This is a genomic window from Wohlfahrtiimonas chitiniclastica DSM 18708 (assembly GCF_000375345.1).
Taxonomy (GTDB): Bacteria; Pseudomonadota; Gammaproteobacteria; order Cardiobacteriales; family Wohlfahrtiimonadaceae; genus Wohlfahrtiimonas; species Wohlfahrtiimonas chitiniclastica.
Genome location: NZ_AQXD01000001.1, coordinates 887447 through 908907, shown reverse-complemented (window position 1 = coordinate 908907; position 21461 = coordinate 887447). Strand labels below are relative to the sequence as shown.

The window sequence follows — 21461 nt, the reverse complement described above, 5'->3', positions numbered from 1 at the left end:
TGCATGAAAATTTTAGAATTGCGCTTTAAAAATTTAAATTCCTTACAAGGCGAATGGCACATTGATTTCACGGATGACGCTTATCAAACTCATGGCATTTTTGCTTTAACAGGCCCAACGGGCGCTGGTAAATCCACCATTTTAGATGCCATTTGTTTAGCGCTCTATGGGCAAACGCCGCGCCTTGGCAGCATCACTAAAACCGACAATGAAATCATGAGTCGTCACACCTTTGAATGCTATGCAGAGGTGCGCTTTTTATCCCAAGCAGGAGAGTTTTTATGCCGTTTTGATCAGCGCCGCGCCCGTAAATCCATCACAGGGGCATTGCAAGATCCGCGTCATGAAATCAGTGATGAAACAGGCAATATTTTAGAGAGTAAACGCAGTAAAGTGCCTGCCGTCGTTGAAGAGAAAACAGGTATGGATTTTAAGCGTTTTACGCGCTCTATTTTATTGGCACAAGGGCAGTTTGATGGTTTTTTAAAGGCCAATAGCGATGAGAAGTCCAAAATTTTAGAGCAATTGACAGGCACAGAGATCTATGCAGAGATTTCTAAATCAGTGTTCAACCGCATGCGGAAAGAGGAGCGTGCTTTTGACGATTTAACGGCGTCTGTGGAAGCTGTGCAGTTGCTCACGCTTGAAGAGGAAGCGATGCTTCAAGCCTCGATGGATGATTGTGCACAAAAGCTCACCGAATTAAAGGCAGAGATTGCTCAAACACAAGCAGCGATGGCATGGCAAAAAGATCGTCAGGCGCTCATGCAGCACATCAGCGAATTGCAGCATGAGGCATTGCATGTCTCTGAGCAGTGGTCGGCATTTGAGCCTCAACAAACGCGCCTTAATCAAGCACTGCAAGCGGCAACATTAGAAGGGCGACTTGAGCATCTTCATCAGTTGAGAAAAGATCATGCGCGCGATGAAGAGCAGCTCAAGCAGCAGGCAGAAGCCTTGCCCATTCAAAAAGAGCGTTGTCAGCAGCATCAACAGAAGGTCGATGCGGCGACTCATGCACTTGAATCTGTATTGGCTGAACGCGCCGACAAAGAGCGCTTATGGGAACGCGTATCTGCCCTTGATCAAGCGATGGATGCCATGCGTGAGCGCATTGAGCAGGGCACAATAAAACAAAGTCACGATGCCGCGCATTTAGTGGACTTAACAACGCAGATTGAAGCAATTGAGGCGCGCATTGCTCAGATTCATCAGCAATGCGAAATGCAGCGAGCATATTTACAAGCGCACCGGAAAGATGCCGCGCTCATTGAGGTATTGCCGCGCATTTGTGCCATAGATGATCGCTTAAAGCAGCACGATACAAAAATCCTAGCGCTGAAAAATAATTATGTTGAACAAATGATGGCGCTTGAGCATTTGCAAACGCAAATGACTGCCCAGATCACAGTCAAGACGGAAATCCTGGCCGAAAATTCCGCGGCAGAATCAGAAGTGACAACCAAGAAAGCGGCGCTTGAAACGTTGAACAATGGGCAAACCCTGAAAGATTATCAGCGAGAAAAAGATCATTGGCTGCGTGAGCAGTCCTTTCATGCAACCCTACACAATTATGAAGCGGCACGGGCGCGCTTGAAGACGGATGAGCCCTGTCCATTGTGTGGCTCAACAGCGCATCCTTATGTAACAGCGCCATTGCCAACGAGTGAAGCAGAGGCAGAGATTGCTCGCATCACTCGCATTATGGATGCCATTGAAATGGCGCTTGTGGCGTTAGAGCAAGCAGAAAAACGCGCTCAGGACAGTATGACGGCGCTTAAACATGCACAAGCTGAGTGTGAGATGATGGCACTTAAAGTCTCACATGCGCAAAGCGTTGTTAATGAGAGTGCTGCACAGATTAAAACTTTAGAAGAGTCAGTGAAGGCTGATTTAAATGCATGGCATGCAGAGGTGAGGCATTTTGATCTGACCGACCTTGACCGCGCGGCTGCGCTTACGCAGCTGACTGAGCGCAAAGCAGCATGGGCAGCGGCAGAAGCCACAATCAAGGCGGAAAACGAACAATTGCAACCCTTACAGGCAGAGCTTGCCGCCTTGACGGGGCAAAAAATGGCGTGTGCTGCGCAATTGACAGCATTTGAGCAAGAACTTAAAGCGTGGCAAGGGCAGTATGATGAGAAGCTCAAGGCACGTCGGACACTTTTAGGTGATACGGCTGTCACAGCGGTGAAAGCTGCGTGGCAGGCAGATGTAACGGCGCGTCAAACCACCCTTGAAACGGTCAAAACAGCCCATCAACAAGCGGCAGAATCTATGATGCGCTTAGAAGAGCGCATGATTGGCTTAACGGCAAGCCTTCAGGCGCGCGCTGCAACGTTAGCGATCGTGAATGCTGAATGGACAACGGCATGCCATGAGGCAGGTTTTGCTTCAGAAGCAGCAGTCCTTGCTGCCATGTTGCCAAAAGCTGAGCGCATTGCACTGCAGACACAAAGGGATGCACTTGATGTACAGGTGAAGAAAAATCGCATGCGTTTATCGGATGCAGAGGCACGATTGATTGAGATGAGCGCACTGAGCCTCACCACAGACTCGATGGAAGCCTTGACCTTGAAGTTTGATGAGCAGCAGAGCCATCTTGATGAGGTCAATCAAAAACTTGGCAGTTTACAGGCAACATGGCAACAAAACAGTGCAGCAAAATCAACCATGGCACAAACGCATGCCGCGATAGAACAGCAGCGCCTGACGCGTGATCAATGGCGTGCACTCAATCATTTGATTGGCTCGGCAGATGGGAAAAAATATCGCACCTTTGCTCAAGGGCTTACGTTTGAATTGATGGTGCGTCAAGCGAATCAAGAGCTCATGAAAATGTCGGATCGTTATTTATTGGTGCGCGATGAAAAAGAGGCGCTTCAACTCAATGTGATCGATAACTATCAAGCGGGTGAAGTGCGTTCCACGAAAAATTTATCCGGTGGGGAGAGTTTTATTGTCAGCTTAGCGCTGGCGCTCGGTTTATCAAAAATGGCCAGTCAAACGGTGCGGGTGGATTCACTCTTTTTAGATGAAGGCTTTGGCACACTCGATGAAGATGCATTAGATACAGCATTGTCATTGTTAGCGGGGTTGCATGGGGAAGGCAAACTCATTGGCATCATCTCCCATGTGTCAGCATTAAAAGAGCGAATCACGACACAGATCCAAATTCAGCCAAAAAATGGTGGAAAAAGTATCATTATTGGCCCGGGATGTACTAAACTTGATTCCTCGTTAATGAGTTAATTGAAAAGGACAACCTATGTTTAAAGAGTTTAAAAAGTTTTTATTGCGTGGCAACATCTTAGATTTATCCGTGGGTGTTGTGATCGGTACGGCATTTACTGCGATTGTGAACAAAATTGTTGAAGGTTTATTAACACCGATCATCAGCTTAATTTTTGTGTTAACCACAGGCAAAACCTCAGCCGATGATGCACTTGGCAACTTAGTGTTCCAAGTACAAGGTGTGACATTTAACGTCGGTGCTGTATTGAGTGCACTTATTACCTTCTTCATCACGGCGATTGTGTTGTTCATCATCATGAAAACTGCGAACAAAATCATGGCAGCGGCAGCTCATGAAGAGCAAAAACAAGCAGAAGAAGCGCCTAAAGCACCGCCTGCACCAACATCTGAAGATTACTTAAAAGAGATTCGCGATTTATTAGCCAAGCAATCTGAACAAAAATAAGTGATCAGCGAAGCGGCTGCGCTCGGGCTATTGGCCACCTCAGCGTTCACCTCGGCAACGATTTTGCCAGGGAGCTCTGAAGTGGCTTTATTGGCATTTTTAGCCAAATTCCCAGAAGCAGCCGTCCTAGCTTTATGTGTGGCATCCCTTGCAAACACACTTGGGAGCATTACATCATTGATGATCGGGCGCTGGTTGCCACTTAAGCAACTGCCCTCAGAAAAAGTGCAAAATTATTTAACCCGTTATGGCAGCCCTGTGTTGTTATTGTCATGGGTGCCATTGATTGGCGATGCGTTGCCTTTAGCCGCAGGCTGGCTTCGGTTGCCGATGTTTGCGTGTTCGGTCTATTTATTGATCGGAAAAATGGCACGTTATGGGATGATAATTTTGCTTTTTTTCTGGAAATAATGTTTAATATATTAAACATAATGCAAATTCAGTTGCACAAATGTTTGAACACTCAACAAAGCATGAGGATGAGAAAAAACAGGAGGTTTATCAGAAGAGTTGATGATGCTTATTCAATATAATGCCCATAATATCAATTATTTTGATAAATTTTTTTAAAATGCGATAATACCGCAACCAAGTGAAGTGGCAATGACAATATGAAAGAATTTGAGTTGAAGCAACAAGGCAAAATAGCACGTTTAACCAATCAAACATTTAAGTTTGATGAACGAGTGAAAGATGGCTGGTTCTCTGCCGTCTATTTTCTAAAAACCGCAGAACTGGCCCAAAAATATTGTCAAAATCGCATTGTGACGATGCAATTTTTTCAGCGCAAAGAACAGGTTGTGGTGTGTGGGATCGATGAATCCATTGCTTTGATTCATACTTTTGCAAAAAATCCTGAATCCTTAGAGATTCATGCCCTGCATGATGGGGATCTGATCGAACCCTTTGAAGCAGTGCTTACGATCACAGGACATTATGAAAATTTCGGCTTTTTAGAAGGCTTGATTGACGGCATTTTAGCCAGAAGAAGCTCAGTGGCGACAAATGTTCATCATGTGGTGAAAGCTGCGGGCGATAAAATGGTGCTCTTTATGGGGGATCGCAATGATCATTTCAGTCAGCAAGCGGGCGATGGTTATGCAGCTTTCATTGGCGGCAGTTCTGCCCAAGCGACCCATGCCATGAATGAATGGTGGGGCAAAGAGGGCATTGGCACAATGCCGCATGCCCTCATTCAGCTCTTTAATGGTGACATTGTGGCAGCCTCAAAAGCGTATCAAGAGACATTTCCTGAGGATCAATTGGTCGTGCTTGTGGATTATCACAATGATGTGATCACCGACTCATTAAAAGTGGCACGCACACTTGGAGATCAATTGGCAGCGGTGCGCATTGACACCTCTGGCAATATGGTGGATCAATACTTTATGCGCAATCCTGAATTGCTCGGTAAATTTGATCCGCGCGGTTGCAATAAAGAGTTGGTGTTTGCCCTGCGTGAAGCATTAGATGCCGAAGGTTATCAGCATGTGAACATCATTGTCAGCGGCGGTTTAACGCCTGAGAAGATTGCTAATTTTGAAAAACACAATGTGCCGATCAATGTTTATGGTGTGGGTTCAAGTTTATTGGAGATCAATATTGGTTTTACGGGTGACAATGTTTTGCTCGATGGTCAGCCCCAAGCGAAAGCCGGACGCGAATACTGGCCAAACCCAAGATTAGAGAAGGTGGCGTATGAAGGATAATTGGACACGTTATGTGGATCATTTGATCCAATGGCTGCATGATGAGCGTGATGCGCGTGCGATGACCGGTTATGTCTTTGGTTTAAGTGGCGGCATTGATTCTGCGGTGGTGAGTTTTTTATTGGCTAAGGCTGATCTAAACAACTCATTGGCGGTGATGTTGCCATGTCACAGTCATCCGAATGATTTAAAAGATGCCCACATCGTGGCAGACGCCTCAAACATGCCGAACATTACAGTGGATTTATCTGACACCCATCGCATGCTGTATGATGCCATTGGCGCATCACGCTTGCAGGGTCAAACCAAGACAGAAACGTTGGTGATTGATGGTAACATGCGCGCGCGTTTACGCATGACGACGTTGTATGCGATTGCCCAAGCAAATCAAGCTTTGGTGGTGGGGACAGACAATCAAGTGGAGTGGCAAATGGGTTACTTCACCAAATATGGTGATGGCGGCGTGGACATCGTCCCATTGATCCATTTGATGAAAGATGAAGTCTTTGATTTAGCGCGCCATTTAGGTGTGCCAAGCGCGATTATTCATAAAGCGCCTTCTGGTGGTTTATGGGAAGATCAAACCGATGAAGGGGAAATTGGCATCAGTTATGATGAGATGAACCGAGCCTTGCGCGGTGAGTTTGTCTCTGATCATGTTCAAAAAGTGGTCAAGCATTGGCAAAGCCGCTCTGTGCATAAGCGCGAGTTGCCCCATGCGCCTAAGCCCTTATCCGAGTTTCAATAAATTGTAGGTTGTATGATTCCATTAAGTTTGTACATACACTTTCCATGGTGTATTCAGAAGTGCCCGTATTGTGATTTTAACTCCCATCAGCTCAAAACTGAGGGCTATGACGATGATTACGTCAATGCTTTGCTTGAAGATGTCGTCACCATTGTGCCATACATTTGGGGACGAAAAATTCGTTCCATTTTCATTGGTGGCGGTACGCCAAGCTTAATGAAACCTGAAGATATGGCGCGTTTGATGAGTGGATTGAGAAGCTATCTTTCCATTGATCCAAATGCAGAAATCACCATCGAAGCGAACCCTGGCACTGTAGATGCTGCGTATTTTCAGGCGTATCATGATCTTGGTATTAACCGAATTTCCATTGGCATTCAAAGTCTTAACGACAAGCATTTGAAAAAGCTTGGGCGCATTCATCAAGCTGATGAAGCAAAACGTGCGGTGAGTGTTGCCCGCGCCGCCGGTTTTACGAACATCAATTGTGATTTGATGTTTGCCTTGCCTGATCAAACCCTTGAAGAGGCATTGTCCGATTTAGAGGGTGTGATGGCATTAGCGCCGGATCACATCTCCCATTATCAATTGACGTTAGAGCCGAACACCTTTTTCCATAAGTATCCGCCCCCTTTGCCTGAAAGTGAATTGGTTGAGCGCATGCAGCTTGAGAGTTATGCACGCTTAGCACAGCACGGTTATGAGCATTATGAGGTGTCTGCCTTTGGGAAAGCAGGGCATCAATCGGTGCACAATCGCAATTATTGGGAATTTGGGGATTACATTGGCATTGGCGCAGGTGCGCATGGCAAGATCACCATGCAAGGTGAGCAGAAGATTTTGCGCACATTGCTTGAAAAGCATCCCGCACAATATTTGAAAAAATCAGCCGCTGAGCGTTTGACGATCACAGAGGTGGACAAAGAGGATTTGCCCTTTGAGTTCATGCTCAATGTGTTGCGCTTAAAAACGGGAGTGCCGATGGAATATTTTACAGCGCGCACCTATTTAGATTTCAGTGGCATTGATGCAAAAATTGCAGCGTTACAAGCCGAAGGCTTATTGCAACAAGGACAAAGGCTTGCCACCACAGAGAAAGGCTTTTTATTTTTAAATCGTGTGCTTTCAGAATTCATTGATTAATTTTTTTAAAAGAGTGTTGACGCCACGAATGGAATGTGCTTTTATAAATACTGTAAAACCTATCTGGAACAGAAAATGAACCTATTATTTGTAATTGAAATGATGATGCTTTGGAGAGTTGCTTGCAAAAGTGACTCTCGAATCCGTATGAGTCACTCTCTAAAGCATCATCGTTTTAACATGCAAAACATAGCCGGAGTGACAAAGATCACTCCGGCTTTTTTATTTTAAAAACCATCACAACGAGGAGAAACAACCATGACACAAAAATTACACTTAGAAACGTTAGCGGTCCACCAAGGTTTTAGAGGCGATGAAACCAATTCCATCGTGCGCCCGATCCATACATCCACCGCATTTGCTTTTAATGATGCAGACCATGGTGCGGATTTATTTAACTTATCTGCCGTTGGCAACATCTATTCACGTTTAACAAACCCCACCAATGATGCCCTTGGCAATGTGGTGGCAGAGCTAGAAGGTGGCGTCGGTGGTTTGTCTGTGGCATCAGGTGCAGCAGCATTGCTGACCACAGTATTGAGCATTTGTGAATCAGGCGATCACATTGTCTCTTCTAAATCCATCTATGGTGGCAGTTACTCTCTATTTTCTAACACATTGAAAAATTTTGGCATTGAGGTGACCTATGTGGATCAAAATGCCAGCCGCGAAGAGATTCAACAAGCCTTTCAAGACAATACCAAAATTTTGTTTGCCGAAGTGATTGGCAATCCGAAAGTTGAAGTGTTGAATGTGGAAAAATTTGCCGCCCTTGCCAAAGCCAATGATGTGCCATTTGTGGTGGACAGCACCTTCACACCGCCTGCGATTTTTAAAGCCTTTGATCATGGCGTCAACATTGTGGTGCATTCTGCCACGAAATATTTAGGTGGTCATGGCAATGCGCTCGCGGGTGTGATTGTAGACTCAGGCACATTTGATTGGAACAATGGTAAATTCCCAAGCTTAACCACGCCACAAGATGCTTATCATGGTTTGGTGTATACAGAGGCTTTTGGCAACTTAGCCTTCTTAATCAAAGCCCGTGCCCATGTGTTGCGTGATATTGGTGCTTCTTTGAGCCCATTTAATGCATTTTTAATCCTTCAAGGCATTCAAACTTTGCACTTACGTTTAGATTACGTTTCGAAAAGTGCATTGGCATTGGCTCAGTGGTTAGAAAACCATCCTCAAGTGGAGTGGGTGAGCTATCCTTTATTGGAAAGCAATCCTGATTATGACCGTGCTAAAGCATATTTCCCGAAAGGTGCAGGCGGTATTTTAGCCTTTGGCATTAAAGGTGGCCGTGAGAAGAGCCGTGCCTTCATCAATGGTTTAGAGCTTGGCATTCATGCGGTGAATGTGGGTGATGTGCGCACAATCGTGACGCATCCTGCGAGCACCACGCATCGTCAAACACCCGCAGATGAGTTGGCAGCCCTTGGCATCTCTGAAGGTTTCATCCGCATTTCTGTGGGGCTTGAGAATGTCGAAGACATTAAAGCTGATCTTGATCAAGCCTTACAACGCGGCTAAGACAAAATCCCCCAGAAATTGGGGGATTTTTTTATGTGAAGTGGTACTATAATGGCATCATACTCATAAAAAACAGAAAGGAGAGTTGTGTGAAAACAATCGCATTTGTTGTTGGTAGTATTCGTCAAGGCTCATTGAATCAACAGTTAGCGGTGGCGGTCAGTCATCTTTTGCCCGCAGATTATGAGGCGGTGTTTGCCGATCTCAGTCAGTTGCCCATGTACAATCAAGACAATGAAGCCCCAACGCCTGAGGCAGTGTTAGACTTTAAAAAGGTGATTGCGGCATCGGATGCGGTGATTTTCGTGACCCCTGAGTACAATCGTTCCATTCCTGCATTATTAAAAAATGCCATTGATCACGGTTCGCGTCCTTATGGCAGCAGTGTTTGGCAAGGTAAACCTGCCGGTATTTTGGGCACAAGCCCAGGCGCTTTAGGCACTGCACTGGCTCAGCAGCACCTTCGTAATATTTTATCGTGCCTTAATATGCCTGTGATGAGTCAGCCAGATGTGTATTTGCAATATCACGACAATACCTTTGATACCGATGGGCACATCACCAGTGACAGCACCAAAGCCTATTTAGAAGGTTGGGTTAATCAGTTTGTGGAGTGGGTTAAGCACAACGGTTAAGCATGTGAGATTGGCAGGATCAAGACAAAGCTGGCTTGGCCAGCTTTTTTTATGCATCGCTTTCAGGCTCACTCAGATCATAGCATGTGCGCTCGGTGAAGGTTTCATCAAAGCGGCTCATTTGTGTCAATAGATTGACCGCCGATTGAATGAGGGGATAGGCGCACACAGCGCCACTGCCTTCGCCGACATAAAAGTTTAAGTGGAGCAGGGGCTCAACGCCTAGATATTCAAGCAATTGACGATGACCTTTATCTTCACTGCGTTGACAGAAAATGGCGTAATGCTCGATGTCTGGATTGATTTTATATGCCATCAAAAATGCTGTGCTCATTAAAAAACCATCAATGAGAATCACCATATTGAGTTCAGCGGCTCTGAGCATGGCTCCCGTTGCCATGATGAGTTCAAGAGAACCGAATTCACTCATCACATTCATGGGCGTCACGGGTAGTACAAAGCGTTTTAATGCATCCGTCAGGACATGCAATTTATGATCACTGTATTTGCCGCCAAAGGCATAACCTGAACATTGTGGCAACGGGATGCCCGTTAATAACGACATCCACATCGAGGCTGCCGCTGTACTGCCCACACCGAGCTCACCCATTGAGACCACATTGCAGCCATGATGATCAATGAGGTTGACCACCTCTTCACCATATTGCAAAGCAAGGTTGACTTCATCGGGCAATAAGGCCGCTTCATGGAGAAAATTACGGGTGCCACGACGAATTTTGCGATCAATGATGCCCATATCGGTGGGGAAATCATGATCAGTGCCAGCATCGATCACCACTAAATCAAAATGATGTTGTCGCACAAAGACATTGATGCCCGCACCGCCTTGCATGATGTTCATCGCTTGTTGCCAGGTGATCTCTTTTGGGCTTGGGCTGATCTGTTCGTCACTGATGCCATTGTCTCCCACAAAAATAAGATGATGCGGGTGCGTCAATGTTGGGGTCAATGTTTTTTGGATCGTGGCAATTTTGCGGGCAACACCCTCAAGCTTACCGAGGGAACCAATCGGTTTTGAGAGGCCATCAAGTGTGGCTTGGACCTGTTTTTTAATGATTAAGTCAGGCTCTTGAATGTGATACGTTCTCATAATGATCCTTGAATCTGCAAGTCGCTCAGATTCACTTAGCCTACCATTATCTAGATGTTTTGCAATGATTATGGCGGGCTTTTTATTAATTTTTATGATTAAAGCGCGCTAAACAATCCCGCATAGACCAAAAATCCACCAAACAATAAAAAGCAAATGCCGGCTAAACCATCGATATAGGGCGCGTATTGCTGATATTTTTGTTTCACCTTTGGCAATGAGAAAAGGCGGGCAATGAATAAAAACCATACCAAAGTTTCTAAGGTGATGATGCCTAAAATCATGGCTTTGGTGGAAAGATCAACAGAGCCTGTGACAATTGCTGAAAAGACACTCACAAAATAGATGAGGGCTTTGGTGTTAGATAGATTGGTCAAAAGCCCTTTTAAGAAAAAGCGCTGTTTGACAGCGGTGGCATTGCGCGCGCTCGTTTGTGTAGGCTTGAGGGCTGCGCGCATCAATAAATAAGCTAAATAGAGTAAATAACTGCCCCCAAGGGTCATGATGCCGCGATGGAGCCAAGGCAACTGTTTTAACACAATGTTTAAGCCAAGGAGGGCAAGCAACGCCCACACAAAAACGCCCAGTGTGACTCCAAAAATGGCTTTGAGTGCATCTTCACGCGGGCGGCTTGCTGCCACTTGCGAGATGAAGAAAAAATCAGGCCCAGGAGACGCTAAGGCGACCAACTGTGTCATGGCGATGGAGGCAAGTAGGATCATAAATGTCGATTACGCTTTTGGTTTTTTTGCTTCTGTGGTTTGAAGGATTTCATGATAGATGAGTAAAATGCCCATGCGAACGAATTCTAAGATCTCTTCAAAGTCTTGTTCAGTGGCTTCATCATCAATTTCATCTTCAGGTTCAAAGTCTGCATGGGTAAATTCAATCAAATCATTCATGAACTCATAGGCATCGCCTTCTAACTTAAGGTGATTCATGCCAATGCCGTACACTAAACCTTCACCACATTGTTGTAAGGCTGCAATTTTTTGATAAATGTCCGCATCTTCTGGCAATAATGGTGTGAAGGTGAAATTTAAATCGTTTAAAGATTGCACCGTCTCTTTATAGAGTTGAACGAGTAAATCACCCTCTTTGATGCCATCATTTGTTAAGCGAGAGAGCTCTTTGATCCAGAGCAACACCGCTTCATTTGGATGCGCACAGATGTAAGCAATCAGGATGCCTTGCGCCTCTGATGGGTTTAAACCGGCGAGAACCTCTTGATATTCTTTGTATAACACGTCTTGATTTGCGCTCATGTAGCATCCTTTAACTGAAACTTTTCGAAAGAATTGTCAATTATCCCAATTATCATCGCTTTAATCCATCATGAATTAAATTTTTTTGATACTATGTTTTGTTGTAAAATAGAAAATCTGTATCATTTGCACAACAGACTTGGGCCATCATTTATGAAAATTTCATTGAAAACATTGGGAATGCTAGGGATTCTGAATATGGGCGTCTCCTATTCTTTAGCGATGACTGAAGAGGCGCAAGGTTCAGCCCTAGACACCATCATTGAATTGTCAGAAAGCCCGGCGCAGCGTTTACAAAATACGTTATTGATTGGTGATTGGTTTTTAGAGCAAAACAATGAAGAGTTGGCAAAAACCTATTATCAGCGCGGCTTAGATGAATACGAAGGGGATCAGCGCAATGCCATATATGTGGAGGCATTGTTAAAGGTTGCAGGGTTAGAGAAAGATAAATTGGTCGCGCGCGCCTTACTGCTCGATGCGAAAACATTGATCGAAAATGATGTGGCCAATGAGCTATTGTATGCGAATGTCTTAGAAGCGTTGGTTTGGACGTATGACATTGAAAATAAAGACATTCAAACCGTCACCAATTTATTAGAAACGGCGATCTCCATTCGGAAAAAATATCCTTACAATACCGATTATGGCGCAACCCTTCGCATGTTGGCATGGACGTATGAAACCCGTAATTTATTGAGTCAGGCTGAGTATTATTACAATTATGCCCTTAATAATGATATGAAATATTTGGGCTTTGGGGACATTCGCACGGTGCTCGCGATGGAAAACTTGGCGCAATTTTATTTAGATTTTGGGCAGTTTGATAAAGCGAAACGCATTTTAGATCAAAAATATGAGTTGCACATGAGTGCAAAAGCGCGCGATCATTACAATTTAGCGCGTACAGAATCGATGCTCGGCTGGATTTTGGTGCAAACAGGGCACCCGAAAGCGGCTGAAACAATGTATTTAGATGCCCTTAAAAATGTGAATCAAAGCTTGACGAAATCAGCCGATCAATTGCATTATTTCTCCTTATCAGCCTTGTTTGACTTGATCTATTTTTATGTGTCACAAGATGATTTTGAGCGCGCCTTAGATTATTATGAGCAAGCCCAAACGGTGGTGGCGCAAACCGATGGTTTGACGCTGCGTGAATATGTCGGTGCGCTTGGTCAAAGTGGGATGGAGGAGCTGGCCTCAAGTTATGCATGGTCCATTCATGCCCAATACAATAGCATTCAGCGCCTGCATGAGTATTTAAACAGTAGGAATAAAAATTAAATGGCCATTTATGCAATGGGTGATCTGCACGGTTGTTATCGTGAATTTAAGAAACTATTGGAAAAAATTGAATTTGATCACGCCAAAGATCGTCTCTATTTGGTGGGCGATCTGATTAATCGCGGTCCTAAGTCAGAGAAAACCTTAAATTACCTGATGAAGCACACCGACTCAATTTTTCCGGTGTTGGGCAATCATGATTTGGCATTTTTGGTGTATGCACAAGGGTTGATCCGCCTAAAGCGTCACGATACGTATGATCAATTGATGCAAAGCCCTGATGTGGATGCGTACATTCATTTCCTTCGTCAGCAGCCTTTAATGCATTACATTGAAGATTTAGATGTGGCAATTTGCCATGCAGGCATTCATCCTTCATGGTCGATTGATCAAGCCCTTGAGCTTGCAAAAGAGGCTGAAACGGTATTAAAAAATGATGTATTGTGTGGCGAGTTTGTGCCACAAATGTTCGGCAATCAGCCAAATTATTGGGATGAATCATTAACAGGCATTGATCGCATTCGCGCCATTGTCAATGTGTTTACACGCATGCGTTATCTCTTTGCCGATGGGCATTTAGACTTTGATGCCAAAGTGCCATTGTCAGAGGCGACAGAGACACTCATTCCATGGTTTAAAATGCCAAATGCTTTTGGTCAGACTGAGGTGATTTTTGGCCATTGGGCATCGCTTGGATTGCACAGTGAAAACAACATCACGTGCATTGATACCGGTTGCGCTTGGGGTGAAAAATTGACGGCGATTCGTTTAGATCAATCGCCGCATCCATTGTTTCATAAAAAGCGTAAAGATTAACGGCGCAGTGTAGAACTCATCGGCGCGCTGTCTTTAATGGTGGCAGCGACCGGGCAGTGAGCATCCACAAAGGCCATCAATTGTTTGAGTTTTTCTTCTGAGGCATCAGAATCAATCACGTAAGTTGTGCGAATGTCGCTAAAACCAATGGCGACATCCGGATTGCCTTGATAGCCGCGTGCGTCAAAATCACCTTCCACCAAGACTTCCATTGAACGATATTCAATGCCCATTTGCTTAGCGGTGACTTTTGCCACGATGGATTTACATGCGCCAATGGCACCAAGTAAACCTTCCACGGGCGTCATGCCCGTATCTTCGCCAAAGGGTTTGGGCTCATCAAAATAAAGGGTGTGATCACGCGCTTCAATTTTGACTTGAAAGCCATCGGTGATGGTGGTGCGGGCTTGATAAACTTTTGCAGCATTGTCGCTCATTGTTCTCTCCTAATCGTTGTCATTTTATGGGTGTTTACGCTTTATCTTAGCGGATTTATCCCCATAAGGCTAAACTAAAGGGCGCGATACAAAATTTGTTGGCTGGGCTTTGGTTGCATCAGTGTTTTAACCGCACAGCTACCAGAGCCACAATCCCCGCAGCCTGATGTTAATGTTCTGCATGCAACGGTGATTTTCTCGATTTTACCTTTTGTGACCCAGCGTTCTGCCATGTCAAATGCCACACTTTCAGGAATGTTAAAGTGCGCTGCCAATCGCGGCAGCGTCACCTCTTTTTGTGCCTCAATGTAGGCTTTGATCTCAAGGAGTAACATTATCCACAGCACTTCTTGTTGTCATCGCAGCAGCGCTTGACGTGACTTTGCGCCACAATGGCATGGGATTGCGTGAAAATCTCTTTGTGACCCATCCAGCGAAGCAGCATAAAGAGGGCAAAGAGCGCAACCACAGTGCCCATGATCCAGAACATTGCCGTGCTTGAACCTGCTGATAATAATGAAGCTTGATAATACGCCACCGCCAATAACCAGCCGATGATGAATGTCCACGATGCCACTAAAATCGTCCATTTTGCGCCCGCTTCACGGTAGACAGAGCCCAATGCGGCAACACACGGCGTATAGAGCAAAATGAAAATGAGATAAGCAATCACAGCAGCTTCAGAGGTGAAATATTGCTGAATTTGCGTGACGGTGGAATCATCCACTTCATTGTCATTTTTGATGGTTTCTAAGTCGCCATCTGCCACTTTTTCAGAGATGCCAAGAGGATCGAGCAATAATCCTGGAATGCCAGCTAAATTCTCAGGAATGGTGGCAAATGCGGATTGTACCGTCGTCCAGAATTCAAAGTCTTCATGCTCTGTGTTGTGAGAATAAAGGGCATTGAGCGTGCCAATGACCGATTCTTTGGCAAAAATGCCGGTAAAAATCCCAACAGTGGCCGGCCAGTTTTCTTCAGTGATGCCCATTGGTTCAAACGCTGGCGTGATGGTGCGGCCAATGCTCGATAACACTGATTTATCAGAATCCGCATTGCCAAAGGAGCCATCGGTGCCCCAGCTGTTTAAAATGCCTAAAATGGCCACCACTAAAATGATGGCTTTACCGGCTTTATAGATGAAGCTTTTGAGGCGCTCCCACGTGGTGAGTATGATGCCTTTAAAGGTGGGTAAATGGTAAGCGGGTAATTCCATAATAAACGGCGTATTTGGCCCTTTTAAGATGGAGAATTTGAGGGCAAACCCTGTAAAAATCGCCACCACAATGCCAAGCAGATAGAGCAAATAGACCACCATGCCCACATTCGTTGGGAAGAAAATGGCGGCAAACAGTGCATACACAGGTAAGCGTGCACCACAGGACATAAAGGGAATCATCATGATGGACATCAATCGGTCACGGTGGCTCTCTAAGGTGCGTGTGCCCATAATGGCAGGAATGTTGCACCCAAAGCCCACCAACATTGGCACAAAGGCTTTACCCGGTAAACCAATGGCGCGCATGCCGCGATCCACCACCATGGCAGCGCGTGCCATGTAGCCTGAATCCTCTAATAAGGATAAGCATAAAAACATCATGGTGAGCACAGGAATGAAGGAAGCCACCGTTTTGATCCCTTCACCAATGCCGTTGGCTAAAAAGGTGACGAGCCAATCCGGCGCGCCCCAGCCATTGAGGACGCTCGCTAAACCATCGACAAAGATTGCGGAAAAGAGAATCTCAAAGAAATCAATGAAAGCAGAACCCACATTGATGGCGATGGCGAACATTAAAAACATCACCAATAAAAAGATGGGCAAACCCGTAAAGCGCCCAAGTGCCCATTTGTCGATTTTGTAGGTGAGCTTTGTACTGGCAATGCCGACAGTTTTGATCACATCTTTTGCGAGCTCATCAATCGATTCATAACGGGCGCTGGCAATGGCGATGTCATATTCGCCTTCGGCTAAATTTTCAATCTCTTTGCGTGTTTCTAAAAGGGCTGCTGTGTCTGCTGCTGTGAAGGCAGGGTCTTTGTGATCCCCTTTGATGGATTCAAGCACCAGCCAAGGGCTCATTTGATTGAGAATGCTTTGCTCAGATAAGGAATCAAGCTGCGTTTGAATGATGTTGGTGATCGTCGGATTGAGGGTTTTGTAAGGTAAATGATCCACATATAAATCAGGATCATACGCGGCGATCACTTTTTTAAGCTCATCAATCCCTTCATTTTTACTGGCGCTGATGGTGACAACGGGGCAATGGAGCTTTTCTTGCAATAAGGCATGGAAAATCTCATAGCCTTCTAAACGTGCCACATCCATCATGTTGAGCACGATGATCATTGGGCGACGCAAATCAAGGAGCTGAAACGTTAAATAGAGGCTGCGCTGAAGGTTTGAGGCATCAATGATGTTGACGATGATGCTCTCTTGATTGTTTGGGTCAAGCAAATAGTGGCGCACCACCAATTCATCTTGTGATGTGTTCGTTAAATCCCCTTCAAAAGAGTAAGTGCCTGGCAGATCCACCACATCAATGATGGTGTGATCAATATTAAATTGCCCTGTTTTTTTATCCACCGTCACGCCCGGCCAGTTGGCAACTTTCTGATTGCTGCCGGTTAATGCGTTAAAGAGCGTCGTTTTGCCGCAATTAGGGTTACCGAGTAGGGCAATGGTTTTATTTGACATGGATTAATCCTCGATTTCAACTTGTATGGTGGCAGCTTCTGATTTTCTCAGGCACAGTTGAAAGCCGCGAATGGTGATTTGCATCGGATCGCCAAGGGGCGCCGTTCTCACAATGCTCACCTTACAACCTGGGGTGATGCCCATGGCTAAGAGTTTATTGCGATAACAAGTATTGAGAGTGTCGAGCTTTTTAATCATAGCGACTTGATCGATGGACAATTGATCTAAGGTCGTTATTGTCATAATGATTTCTCCATCTGATTGATGGACGACAATATATAGCGATTGAAAATGATTATCAATGATATTAATAAAATAAATGAGAATCATTCAAGCCGCCCTTTGGTTGCTCAATAATATAAGACACGTTATAGTAAAGGGATTTAATGGTTTTTTTGACACGGCGTCAATAAGGGAGAGGAAGTGATTACAGGTTTTATCCTTCAAAATGGGCGTTTACAGCAGATCAAAATTGAAAATAAAGAAGATATTATCAAAGAAATGATCTGGATTGATTTAATAGATCCGACGGAAGAAGAACGCTTATTGGTGGAAAATCACTATAAGTTTGAACTTCCTGAAAAAGCAGAGATTAAAGACATTGAGGCATCCGCACGTTTTTATGAGGATGAAGATGGCATTCACATTCACAGCTTCTTTCTCAATGATTTTGAAGACAGTGCCACAAATGTGACGGTGGCATTTTCCATTTTTGCAGGGTGTTTGTTCACCATTCGCGATGAGGATTTAAGTTCCTTTAGATTGTACCGTTTGCGTGCGCGCCATCCGGTGGCAAACGACATGGACAATGTGGTCAATGCGATGGATATTTTGGTGGGCTTACATGAAACCGCCGTTGAGCATGTCGCCGATGTGTTAGAAGGCATTTATTCGCGCCTAGAACATGTGAGCCGCGATGTGCTTGATTACACAAAGCATGATGAAAATCATGAGAAAAAGCCGAAAAAAGTCATCGAAGGCAAAGACATGCTCGCAGAAGATGCAGAAGAATCTAAAGCGAAAATGGATGAAATTTTAGTGTGCATTGCCCGTGAAGAGGATGTCAATGGTAAAGCCCGTTTATCTTTGATGGATACGCGCCGCTCGCTCTCATTTTTGGTGCGCGGTCGTTTACTCAATGGTGAACAAAATGAAGATGTGCGTGAGATTTTGCGTGACTTAGAGTCTCTCACCGGGCACACCTCATTCCTCTTTGATAAGATCAACTTCTTATTAGAAGCGGCGATGGGGCAAATCTCTTTAGAGCAGAGCCGCATCATTAAAATCTTCTCCATTGCATCTGTGGTCTTTTTACCCCCGACATTGATTGCCAGTATTTATGGGATGAACTTCTCCCACATGCCAGAGCTGAATTTTACCTTCTCCTATCCTTTATCGATTGGGGCGATGTTCCTCTCTGGCATTGCGCCATACTTGCTCTTTAAACGCAAAGGCTGGTTATAATCAGCCTTGCGCTGGGAAAAGTACCACCAAAGCATTGCGCATTTCACCGGCGATGACGCTGTATGTGCGGCAAGCAGAATCGGTGCGCATGGTTTCAATGCCGATGCCTTGGGTATAAAAGTAAGCCATGTGTTCAGGGGATAAAAAGTGATGTTTGTCCCCTGTACCGATTAGGATCATCTCAGGCTTGAGTGAGCACCAGCTGCGAAAATGTTTGTCCGTTAGCTGTGTAAAATCGGTGGGGGCAAGCGTGTCATACACATCATTTTTATACAATACGATGCTGCCCACATAATGGGCATCATCCGTTAGGGTAAAACCTGCGTCATCATAACGTTTGATGGCTAAATATCCCGGATCTTCTTTGCGTAGGTTCGATGTGCCCACATTTTGTGAATCATCGTGTTCGATCATGCTCTCTCCTTAACCTTGCGTGCGCAGTGTGCGATCAATCAAATCTAAAAATGCCTCAGCAGAATGAATGTTGAGGGTCTCTTCAGCCGACAGCGTAATGCCATGTTGAGCGGCGATGGCATCATAACGCACTAAGCGGTGTTTGACCAAATGAGGGAAAACCCATACGGCAAAATGGTTCGGATCAATCTCTTGCCAGCCGTTTAATGATTGCTCAGTGCAATACTCTTTGATGGCGGTGTGCAAAAAGTCCGCTTGATAATATAAAGGCTTAGGATATTTTTGGGCGCGGTCAATTAAAGTACTCATCATATTATCGGTGGCTTTGATGTAAATGAGTAAGCAATCTTTGGCCACAGCATCGATCACATCAGGCGCATCAAGCTCACACACACTGCCACTGAAATCACAAATGAAATGTGGATAACCATAAATATGGGTGGCGCGATCAATGAAGGCTTTGGTGTCCATCATGGCGTTGATTTCAGCCGTTCTGTGGGCATCTAAGCGCGCTAAAAACTCATCTAATGGCAAGCCGCCTTTGTCTAATGCACCCACCATGCTGATGAACATGGAAATGGCGTTGAGGTTGTCAAGGGTAATGTTTGGGGCAATGAAGGCAGAATCGCTGCGCAATAATTTAGCGAGCGCTGGGCTTTTCATGGCTTCAATTTTTAAGAGGTCGCTGATCTCTTCATGCAAATAACGTGTACCGATTCGGTAGTCAATGGAGTAATGGAACCATTCGGTTTTTGGCAATAAGTTTGAGAGTGTGGTTTTGCCAACGCCACTCATGCCCATCAGGGCGATGCGTTGATGGGATTTGTCGGAAAAATGTTGTGCTTGCATGATCAATTTTCGGTCTGTCAAAAGGTGGAAGGAAGATTATAGTCCATTGTGGCACGAAAAATTTCAAGGAAAAAGATTTAGAGTGATATAATTAAAAAATTTGTGGTATTTTGACGATAGACACTTCGGGCGAGCAATGATTGAATTAAAGAATATCGAATATGGTTATGGTAACCATATTGTATTAAAGAACGTAAATCTCATGACCAAGCAGGGCAGTGTTTTGGTGCTTTTAGGACCTAGCGGTGCGGGTAAAAGTTCTTTACTGCGCATTATGAATTTGCTGGAAATTCCTAAAGTTGGGCAATTATCTGTGGCGGGGTTTGAGTTTGATTTCACCCATAAGATTCCGGATACCGACATTCGCGCCCTTCGTCAAAAAGTGGGCATGGTGTTTCAGCAATATCATTTGTGGCCCCATAAATCGGTGATGGATAACTTAATCTATGCACCCACGCAACTTGGCAAAATGAGCAAAGCCGATGCAACGGTTCAAGCCGATAAAATGCTCGATCGCTTAAAATTATCAGGCTTAGGGGATCGCTATCCTTTGAAACTCTCTGGCGGACAACAGCAGCGCGTTGCGATTGCGCGAGCATTGATGATGTCGCCAGAAGTGCTATTATTTGATGAACCCACGGCGGCGCTTGATCCTGAGATCACCTCCCAAGTGGCAGAGATCATCAATGAACTCTCAACCACCGGCATTACGCAAGTGGTGGTGACCCATGATGTTGACTTCGCTAAAAAAATTGCCACAGACATTGTCTATCTTGAAAATGGACAAATTGTGGAAATGGGCGGCTGTGAGCATTTTGATCACCCAGAAACGGTGCAATTTAAAGAGTATTTGTCCCATTAATCACAACAATCATCTCAAAGGAAAGAAAGGAAATCATATGAAAAAATTAAAAGTTTTCTTAGCATTGGCCACATTGTGTGTGGGCGGTGTTGCGATGGCAAAGGATGCCACGTTGCGTTTTGGTACCAACCCTGAGTACCCACCATTTGAATATAAAACAGAAACTGGTGATGTGGCAGGCTTTGACATTGATATTGCCAATGCCATCTGTACAGAATTAGAAAAAAAATGCGTATTCGTCTCTCAAAGCTTTGACTCTTTGATTCCTAACTTACGTTTAAAACGTTTTGATGCCATCATTTCCTCGATGGACATCACAGAAGAACGCCAAAAGCACGTGGCATTCTCTGACCCTTACTATTTAAACCCATCCGTATTTGTGACCATGAAAGGCTCAAATGTAACGGTGGATGATTTAACGGGTAAAGAGATTGGTGTCTTAAATGGTTCAACCCATCAGCAATACATCAAGAGCAAATTTAAAGATTCAAACATCAAAAACTACCCACAATATCCAAATGCCATGAGCGACTTAGAAATTGGCCGTGTGAACGTTGTGTTCGGTGATGAAGTGGTAGTGGCTGAATACATCAAGCGTAACAATCAATTAGAAGTGATTGGTGAGCAAGTGAATGATCCTGAGTTCTTTGGCAATGGTTTAGCGATTGCCGTGTTGCCAAAAAATACTGAGTTGCTCAATGAAATTAATGGCGCATTGGCTAAAATCAAAGAAGATGGCCGTTATCAAGCAATTTACGATAAATGGTTCAAGTAGTTCTCTTTCATTAAC

At 44.7% G+C, this 21461-nt stretch carries 22 protein-coding genes; 13 read left to right on the top strand and 9 right to left on the bottom strand.

The features are described from left to right. Positions 1 to 3 precede the first annotated feature (3 nt). From B143_RS0104245 to B143_RS0104210, 8 genes are all read left to right on the top strand, one after another. A complete protein-coding gene (locus B143_RS0104245; protein WP_018122340.1) occupies positions 4 to 3252 on the top strand; it encodes an AAA family ATPase in 3249 nt (1082 codons plus the stop codon). Positions 3253 to 3268: 16 nt separating this feature from the next. Next, on the top strand, positions 3269 to 3700 hold the full coding sequence (gene mscL, locus B143_RS0104240) for a large conductance mechanosensitive channel protein MscL (RefSeq protein ID WP_018122339.1): 432 nt from the start codon (positions 3269 to 3271) through the stop codon (positions 3698 to 3700). Between the two features lie 3 nt (positions 3701 to 3703). Beyond that, positions 3704 to 4111: a YqaA family protein gene (locus B143_RS0104235; protein ID WP_026165703.1), complete on the top strand. Its 408-nt coding sequence runs from the start codon at positions 3704 to 3706 to the stop codon at positions 4109 to 4111. A gap of 200 nt (positions 4112 to 4311) precedes the next feature. Further along, positions 4312 to 5409, top strand: a complete 1098-nt coding sequence (locus tag B143_RS0104230; RefSeq protein WP_008314235.1) for a nicotinate phosphoribosyltransferase — start codon at positions 4312 to 4314, stop codon at positions 5407 to 5409. Further along, complete coding sequence (gene nadE, locus B143_RS0104225; protein WP_018122337.1) at positions 5399 to 6157, top strand: NAD(+) synthase; 759 nt, start codon at positions 5399 to 5401, stop codon at positions 6155 to 6157. Before B143_RS0104230 ends, nadE begins: the two co-directional genes overlap by 11 nt. Before the next feature lie 12 nt (positions 6158 to 6169). Continuing rightward, positions 6170 to 7300 (top strand): radical SAM family heme chaperone HemW, encoded by a 1131-nt coding sequence (hemW, locus tag B143_RS0104220; RefSeq protein ID WP_018122336.1) that lies wholly within the window; start codon positions 6170 to 6172, stop codon positions 7298 to 7300. Positions 7301 to 7558: 258 nt separating this feature from the next. Further along, positions 7559 to 8836 (top strand): O-acetylhomoserine aminocarboxypropyltransferase/cysteine synthase family protein, encoded by a 1278-nt coding sequence (locus B143_RS0104215; RefSeq protein WP_018122335.1) that lies wholly within the window; start codon positions 7559 to 7561, stop codon positions 8834 to 8836. Between the two features lie 89 nt (positions 8837 to 8925). Next, a complete protein-coding gene (locus B143_RS0104210) occupies positions 8926 to 9471 on the top strand; it encodes an NADPH-dependent FMN reductase (protein WP_018122334.1) in 546 nt (181 codons plus the stop codon). Positions 9472 to 9520: 49 nt separating this feature from the next. Here the strand turns inward: B143_RS0104210 and cobT are convergent, their stop codons facing one another. The 3 genes from cobT to B143_RS0104195 all read right to left on the bottom strand — a co-directional run bounded on the left by cobT (position 9521) and on the right by B143_RS0104195 (position 11847). Further along, on the bottom strand, positions 9521 to 10582 hold the full coding sequence (cobT, locus tag B143_RS0104205) for a nicotinate-nucleotide--dimethylbenzimidazole phosphoribosyltransferase (RefSeq protein WP_018122333.1): 1062 nt from the start codon (positions 10580 to 10582) through the stop codon (positions 9521 to 9523). A gap of 98 nt (positions 10583 to 10680) precedes the next feature. Beyond that, positions 10681 to 11304 carry a LysE family transporter gene (locus tag B143_RS0104200; RefSeq protein WP_018122332.1) on the bottom strand — a complete coding sequence of 208 codons (624 nt, stop codon included), beginning with the start codon at positions 11302 to 11304 and terminating at the stop codon, positions 10681 to 10683. 9 nt (positions 11305 to 11313) lie between these two features. After that, entirely contained in the window at positions 11314 to 11847 is a 534-nt protein-coding gene (locus B143_RS0104195; protein WP_008314248.1) for a UPF0149 family protein, read from the bottom strand. Positions 11848 to 12045: 198 nt separating this feature from the next. Between B143_RS0104195 and B143_RS0104190 the strand changes: the two genes are divergently transcribed. Further along, positions 12046 to 13134, top strand: a complete 1089-nt coding sequence (locus B143_RS0104190; protein WP_018122331.1) for a tetratricopeptide repeat protein — start codon at positions 12046 to 12048, stop codon at positions 13132 to 13134. Continuing rightward, on the top strand, positions 13135 to 13950 hold the full coding sequence (locus B143_RS0104185; RefSeq protein ID WP_018122330.1) for a symmetrical bis(5'-nucleosyl)-tetraphosphatase: 816 nt from the start codon (positions 13135 to 13137) through the stop codon (positions 13948 to 13950). It begins immediately after the preceding gene. On the opposite strand, the gene B143_RS0104180 is transcribed toward B143_RS0104185, so the two are convergent. The 4 genes from B143_RS0104180 to B143_RS0104165 form a co-directional block, all read right to left on the bottom strand. Further along, positions 13947 to 14387, bottom strand: a complete 441-nt coding sequence (locus B143_RS0104180) for an OsmC family protein (RefSeq protein ID WP_018122329.1) — start codon at positions 14385 to 14387, stop codon at positions 13947 to 13949. The two genes, B143_RS0104185 and B143_RS0104180, sit on opposite strands and share 4 nt — an antisense overlap. 74 nt (positions 14388 to 14461) lie before the next feature. Then, entirely contained in the window at positions 14462 to 14722 is a 261-nt protein-coding gene (locus B143_RS0104175; protein ID WP_018122328.1) for a FeoC-like transcriptional regulator, read from the bottom strand. After that, positions 14722 to 17082, bottom strand: coding sequence for a Fe(2+) transporter permease subunit FeoB (feoB, locus tag B143_RS0104170; protein WP_018122327.1), 2361 nt, complete (start codon positions 17080 to 17082; stop codon positions 14722 to 14724). Before feoB ends, B143_RS0104175 begins: the two co-directional genes overlap by 1 nt. Before the next feature lie 3 nt (positions 17083 to 17085). Continuing rightward, positions 17086 to 17325: a FeoA family protein gene (locus B143_RS0104165; protein ID WP_233491501.1), complete on the bottom strand. Its 240-nt coding sequence runs from the start codon at positions 17323 to 17325 to the stop codon at positions 17086 to 17088. Between the two features lie 180 nt (positions 17326 to 17505). Here B143_RS0104165 and corA point away from each other — a divergent pair, with 180 nt between their 5' ends. Beyond that, positions 17506 to 18546 carry a magnesium/cobalt transporter CorA gene (gene corA / locus B143_RS0104160; RefSeq protein ID WP_018122326.1) on the top strand — a complete coding sequence of 347 codons (1041 nt, stop codon included), beginning with the start codon at positions 17506 to 17508 and terminating at the stop codon, positions 18544 to 18546. Here corA and B143_RS0104155 read toward each other — a convergent pair whose 3' ends face one another. After that, the gene (locus B143_RS0104155) at positions 18547 to 18960 is read right to left on the bottom strand and encodes an Mth938-like domain-containing protein (RefSeq protein WP_008314263.1); all 414 of its coding nucleotides are present in this window, start codon (positions 18958 to 18960) and stop codon (positions 18547 to 18549) included. Between the two features lie 9 nt (positions 18961 to 18969). Continuing rightward, positions 18970 to 19809 (bottom strand): adenylate kinase family protein, encoded by an 840-nt coding sequence (locus tag B143_RS0104150; protein WP_018122325.1) that lies wholly within the window; start codon positions 19807 to 19809, stop codon positions 18970 to 18972. A 136-nt stretch (positions 19810 to 19945) separates the two neighbouring features. Between B143_RS0104150 and artP the strand changes: the two genes are divergently transcribed. Further along, positions 19946 to 20671, top strand: coding sequence for an arginine ABC transporter ATP-binding protein ArtP (gene artP, locus B143_RS0104145; RefSeq protein ID WP_026165701.1), 726 nt, complete (start codon positions 19946 to 19948; stop codon positions 20669 to 20671). A 37-nt stretch (positions 20672 to 20708) separates the two neighbouring features. After that, positions 20709 to 21446, top strand: a complete 738-nt coding sequence (locus tag B143_RS0104140) for a transporter substrate-binding domain-containing protein (protein ID WP_018122323.1) — start codon at positions 20709 to 20711, stop codon at positions 21444 to 21446. The last annotated feature ends 15 nt before the right edge of the window (positions 21447 to 21461 follow it).

Excerpts from the sequence above, each read along its gene's own strand:
- B143_RS0104245 (WP_018122340.1), top strand. The coding sequence starts at position 4 with ATGAAAATTTTAGAATTGCGCTTTAAAAATTTAAATTCCTTACAAGGC.
- mscL (WP_018122339.1), top strand. The coding sequence starts at position 3,269 with ATGTTTAAAGAGTTTAAAAAGTTTTTATTGCGTGGCAACATCTTAGAT.
- B143_RS0104230 (WP_008314235.1), top strand. The coding sequence starts at position 4,312 with ATGAAAGAATTTGAGTTGAAGCAACAAGGCAAAATAGCACGTTTAACC.
- nadE (WP_018122337.1), top strand. The coding sequence starts at position 5,399 with ATGAAGGATAATTGGACACGTTATGTGGATCATTTGATCCAATGGCTG.
- hemW (WP_018122336.1), top strand. The coding sequence starts at position 6,170 with ATGATTCCATTAAGTTTGTACATACACTTTCCATGGTGTATTCAGAAG.
- B143_RS0104215 (WP_018122335.1), top strand. The coding sequence starts at position 7,559 with ATGACACAAAAATTACACTTAGAAACGTTAGCGGTCCACCAAGGTTTT.
- cobT (WP_018122333.1), bottom strand. The coding sequence starts at position 10,582 with ATGAGAACGTATCACATTCAAGAGCCTGACTTAATCATTAAAAAACAG.
- B143_RS0104200 (WP_018122332.1), bottom strand. The coding sequence starts at position 11,304 with ATGATCCTACTTGCCTCCATCGCCATGACACAGTTGGTCGCCTTAGCG.
- B143_RS0104195 (WP_008314248.1), bottom strand. The coding sequence starts at position 11,847 with ATGAGCGCAAATCAAGACGTGTTATACAAAGAATATCAAGAGGTTCTC.
- B143_RS0104190 (WP_018122331.1), top strand. The coding sequence starts at position 12,046 with ATGGGCGTCTCCTATTCTTTAGCGATGACTGAAGAGGCGCAAGGTTCA.
- B143_RS0104185 (WP_018122330.1), top strand. The coding sequence starts at position 13,135 with ATGGCCATTTATGCAATGGGTGATCTGCACGGTTGTTATCGTGAATTT.
- B143_RS0104180 (WP_018122329.1), bottom strand. The coding sequence starts at position 14,387 with ATGAGCGACAATGCTGCAAAAGTTTATCAAGCCCGCACCACCATCACC.
- B143_RS0104175 (WP_018122328.1), bottom strand. The coding sequence starts at position 14,722 with ATGTTACTCCTTGAGATCAAAGCCTACATTGAGGCACAAAAAGAGGTG.
- feoB (WP_018122327.1), bottom strand. The coding sequence starts at position 17,082 with ATGTCAAATAAAACCATTGCCCTACTCGGTAACCCTAATTGCGGCAAA.
- B143_RS0104165 (WP_233491501.1), bottom strand. The coding sequence starts at position 17,325 with ATGACAATAACGACCTTAGATCAATTGTCCATCGATCAAGTCGCTATG.
- B143_RS0104155 (WP_008314263.1), bottom strand. The coding sequence starts at position 18,960 with ATGATCGAACACGATGATTCACAAAATGTGGGCACATCGAACCTACGC.
- B143_RS0104150 (WP_018122325.1), bottom strand. The coding sequence starts at position 19,809 with ATGCAAGCACAACATTTTTCCGACAAATCCCATCAACGCATCGCCCTG.
- artP (WP_026165701.1), top strand. The coding sequence starts at position 19,946 with ATGATTGAATTAAAGAATATCGAATATGGTTATGGTAACCATATTGTA.
- B143_RS0104140 (WP_018122323.1), top strand. The coding sequence starts at position 20,709 with ATGAAAAAATTAAAAGTTTTCTTAGCATTGGCCACATTGTGTGTGGGC.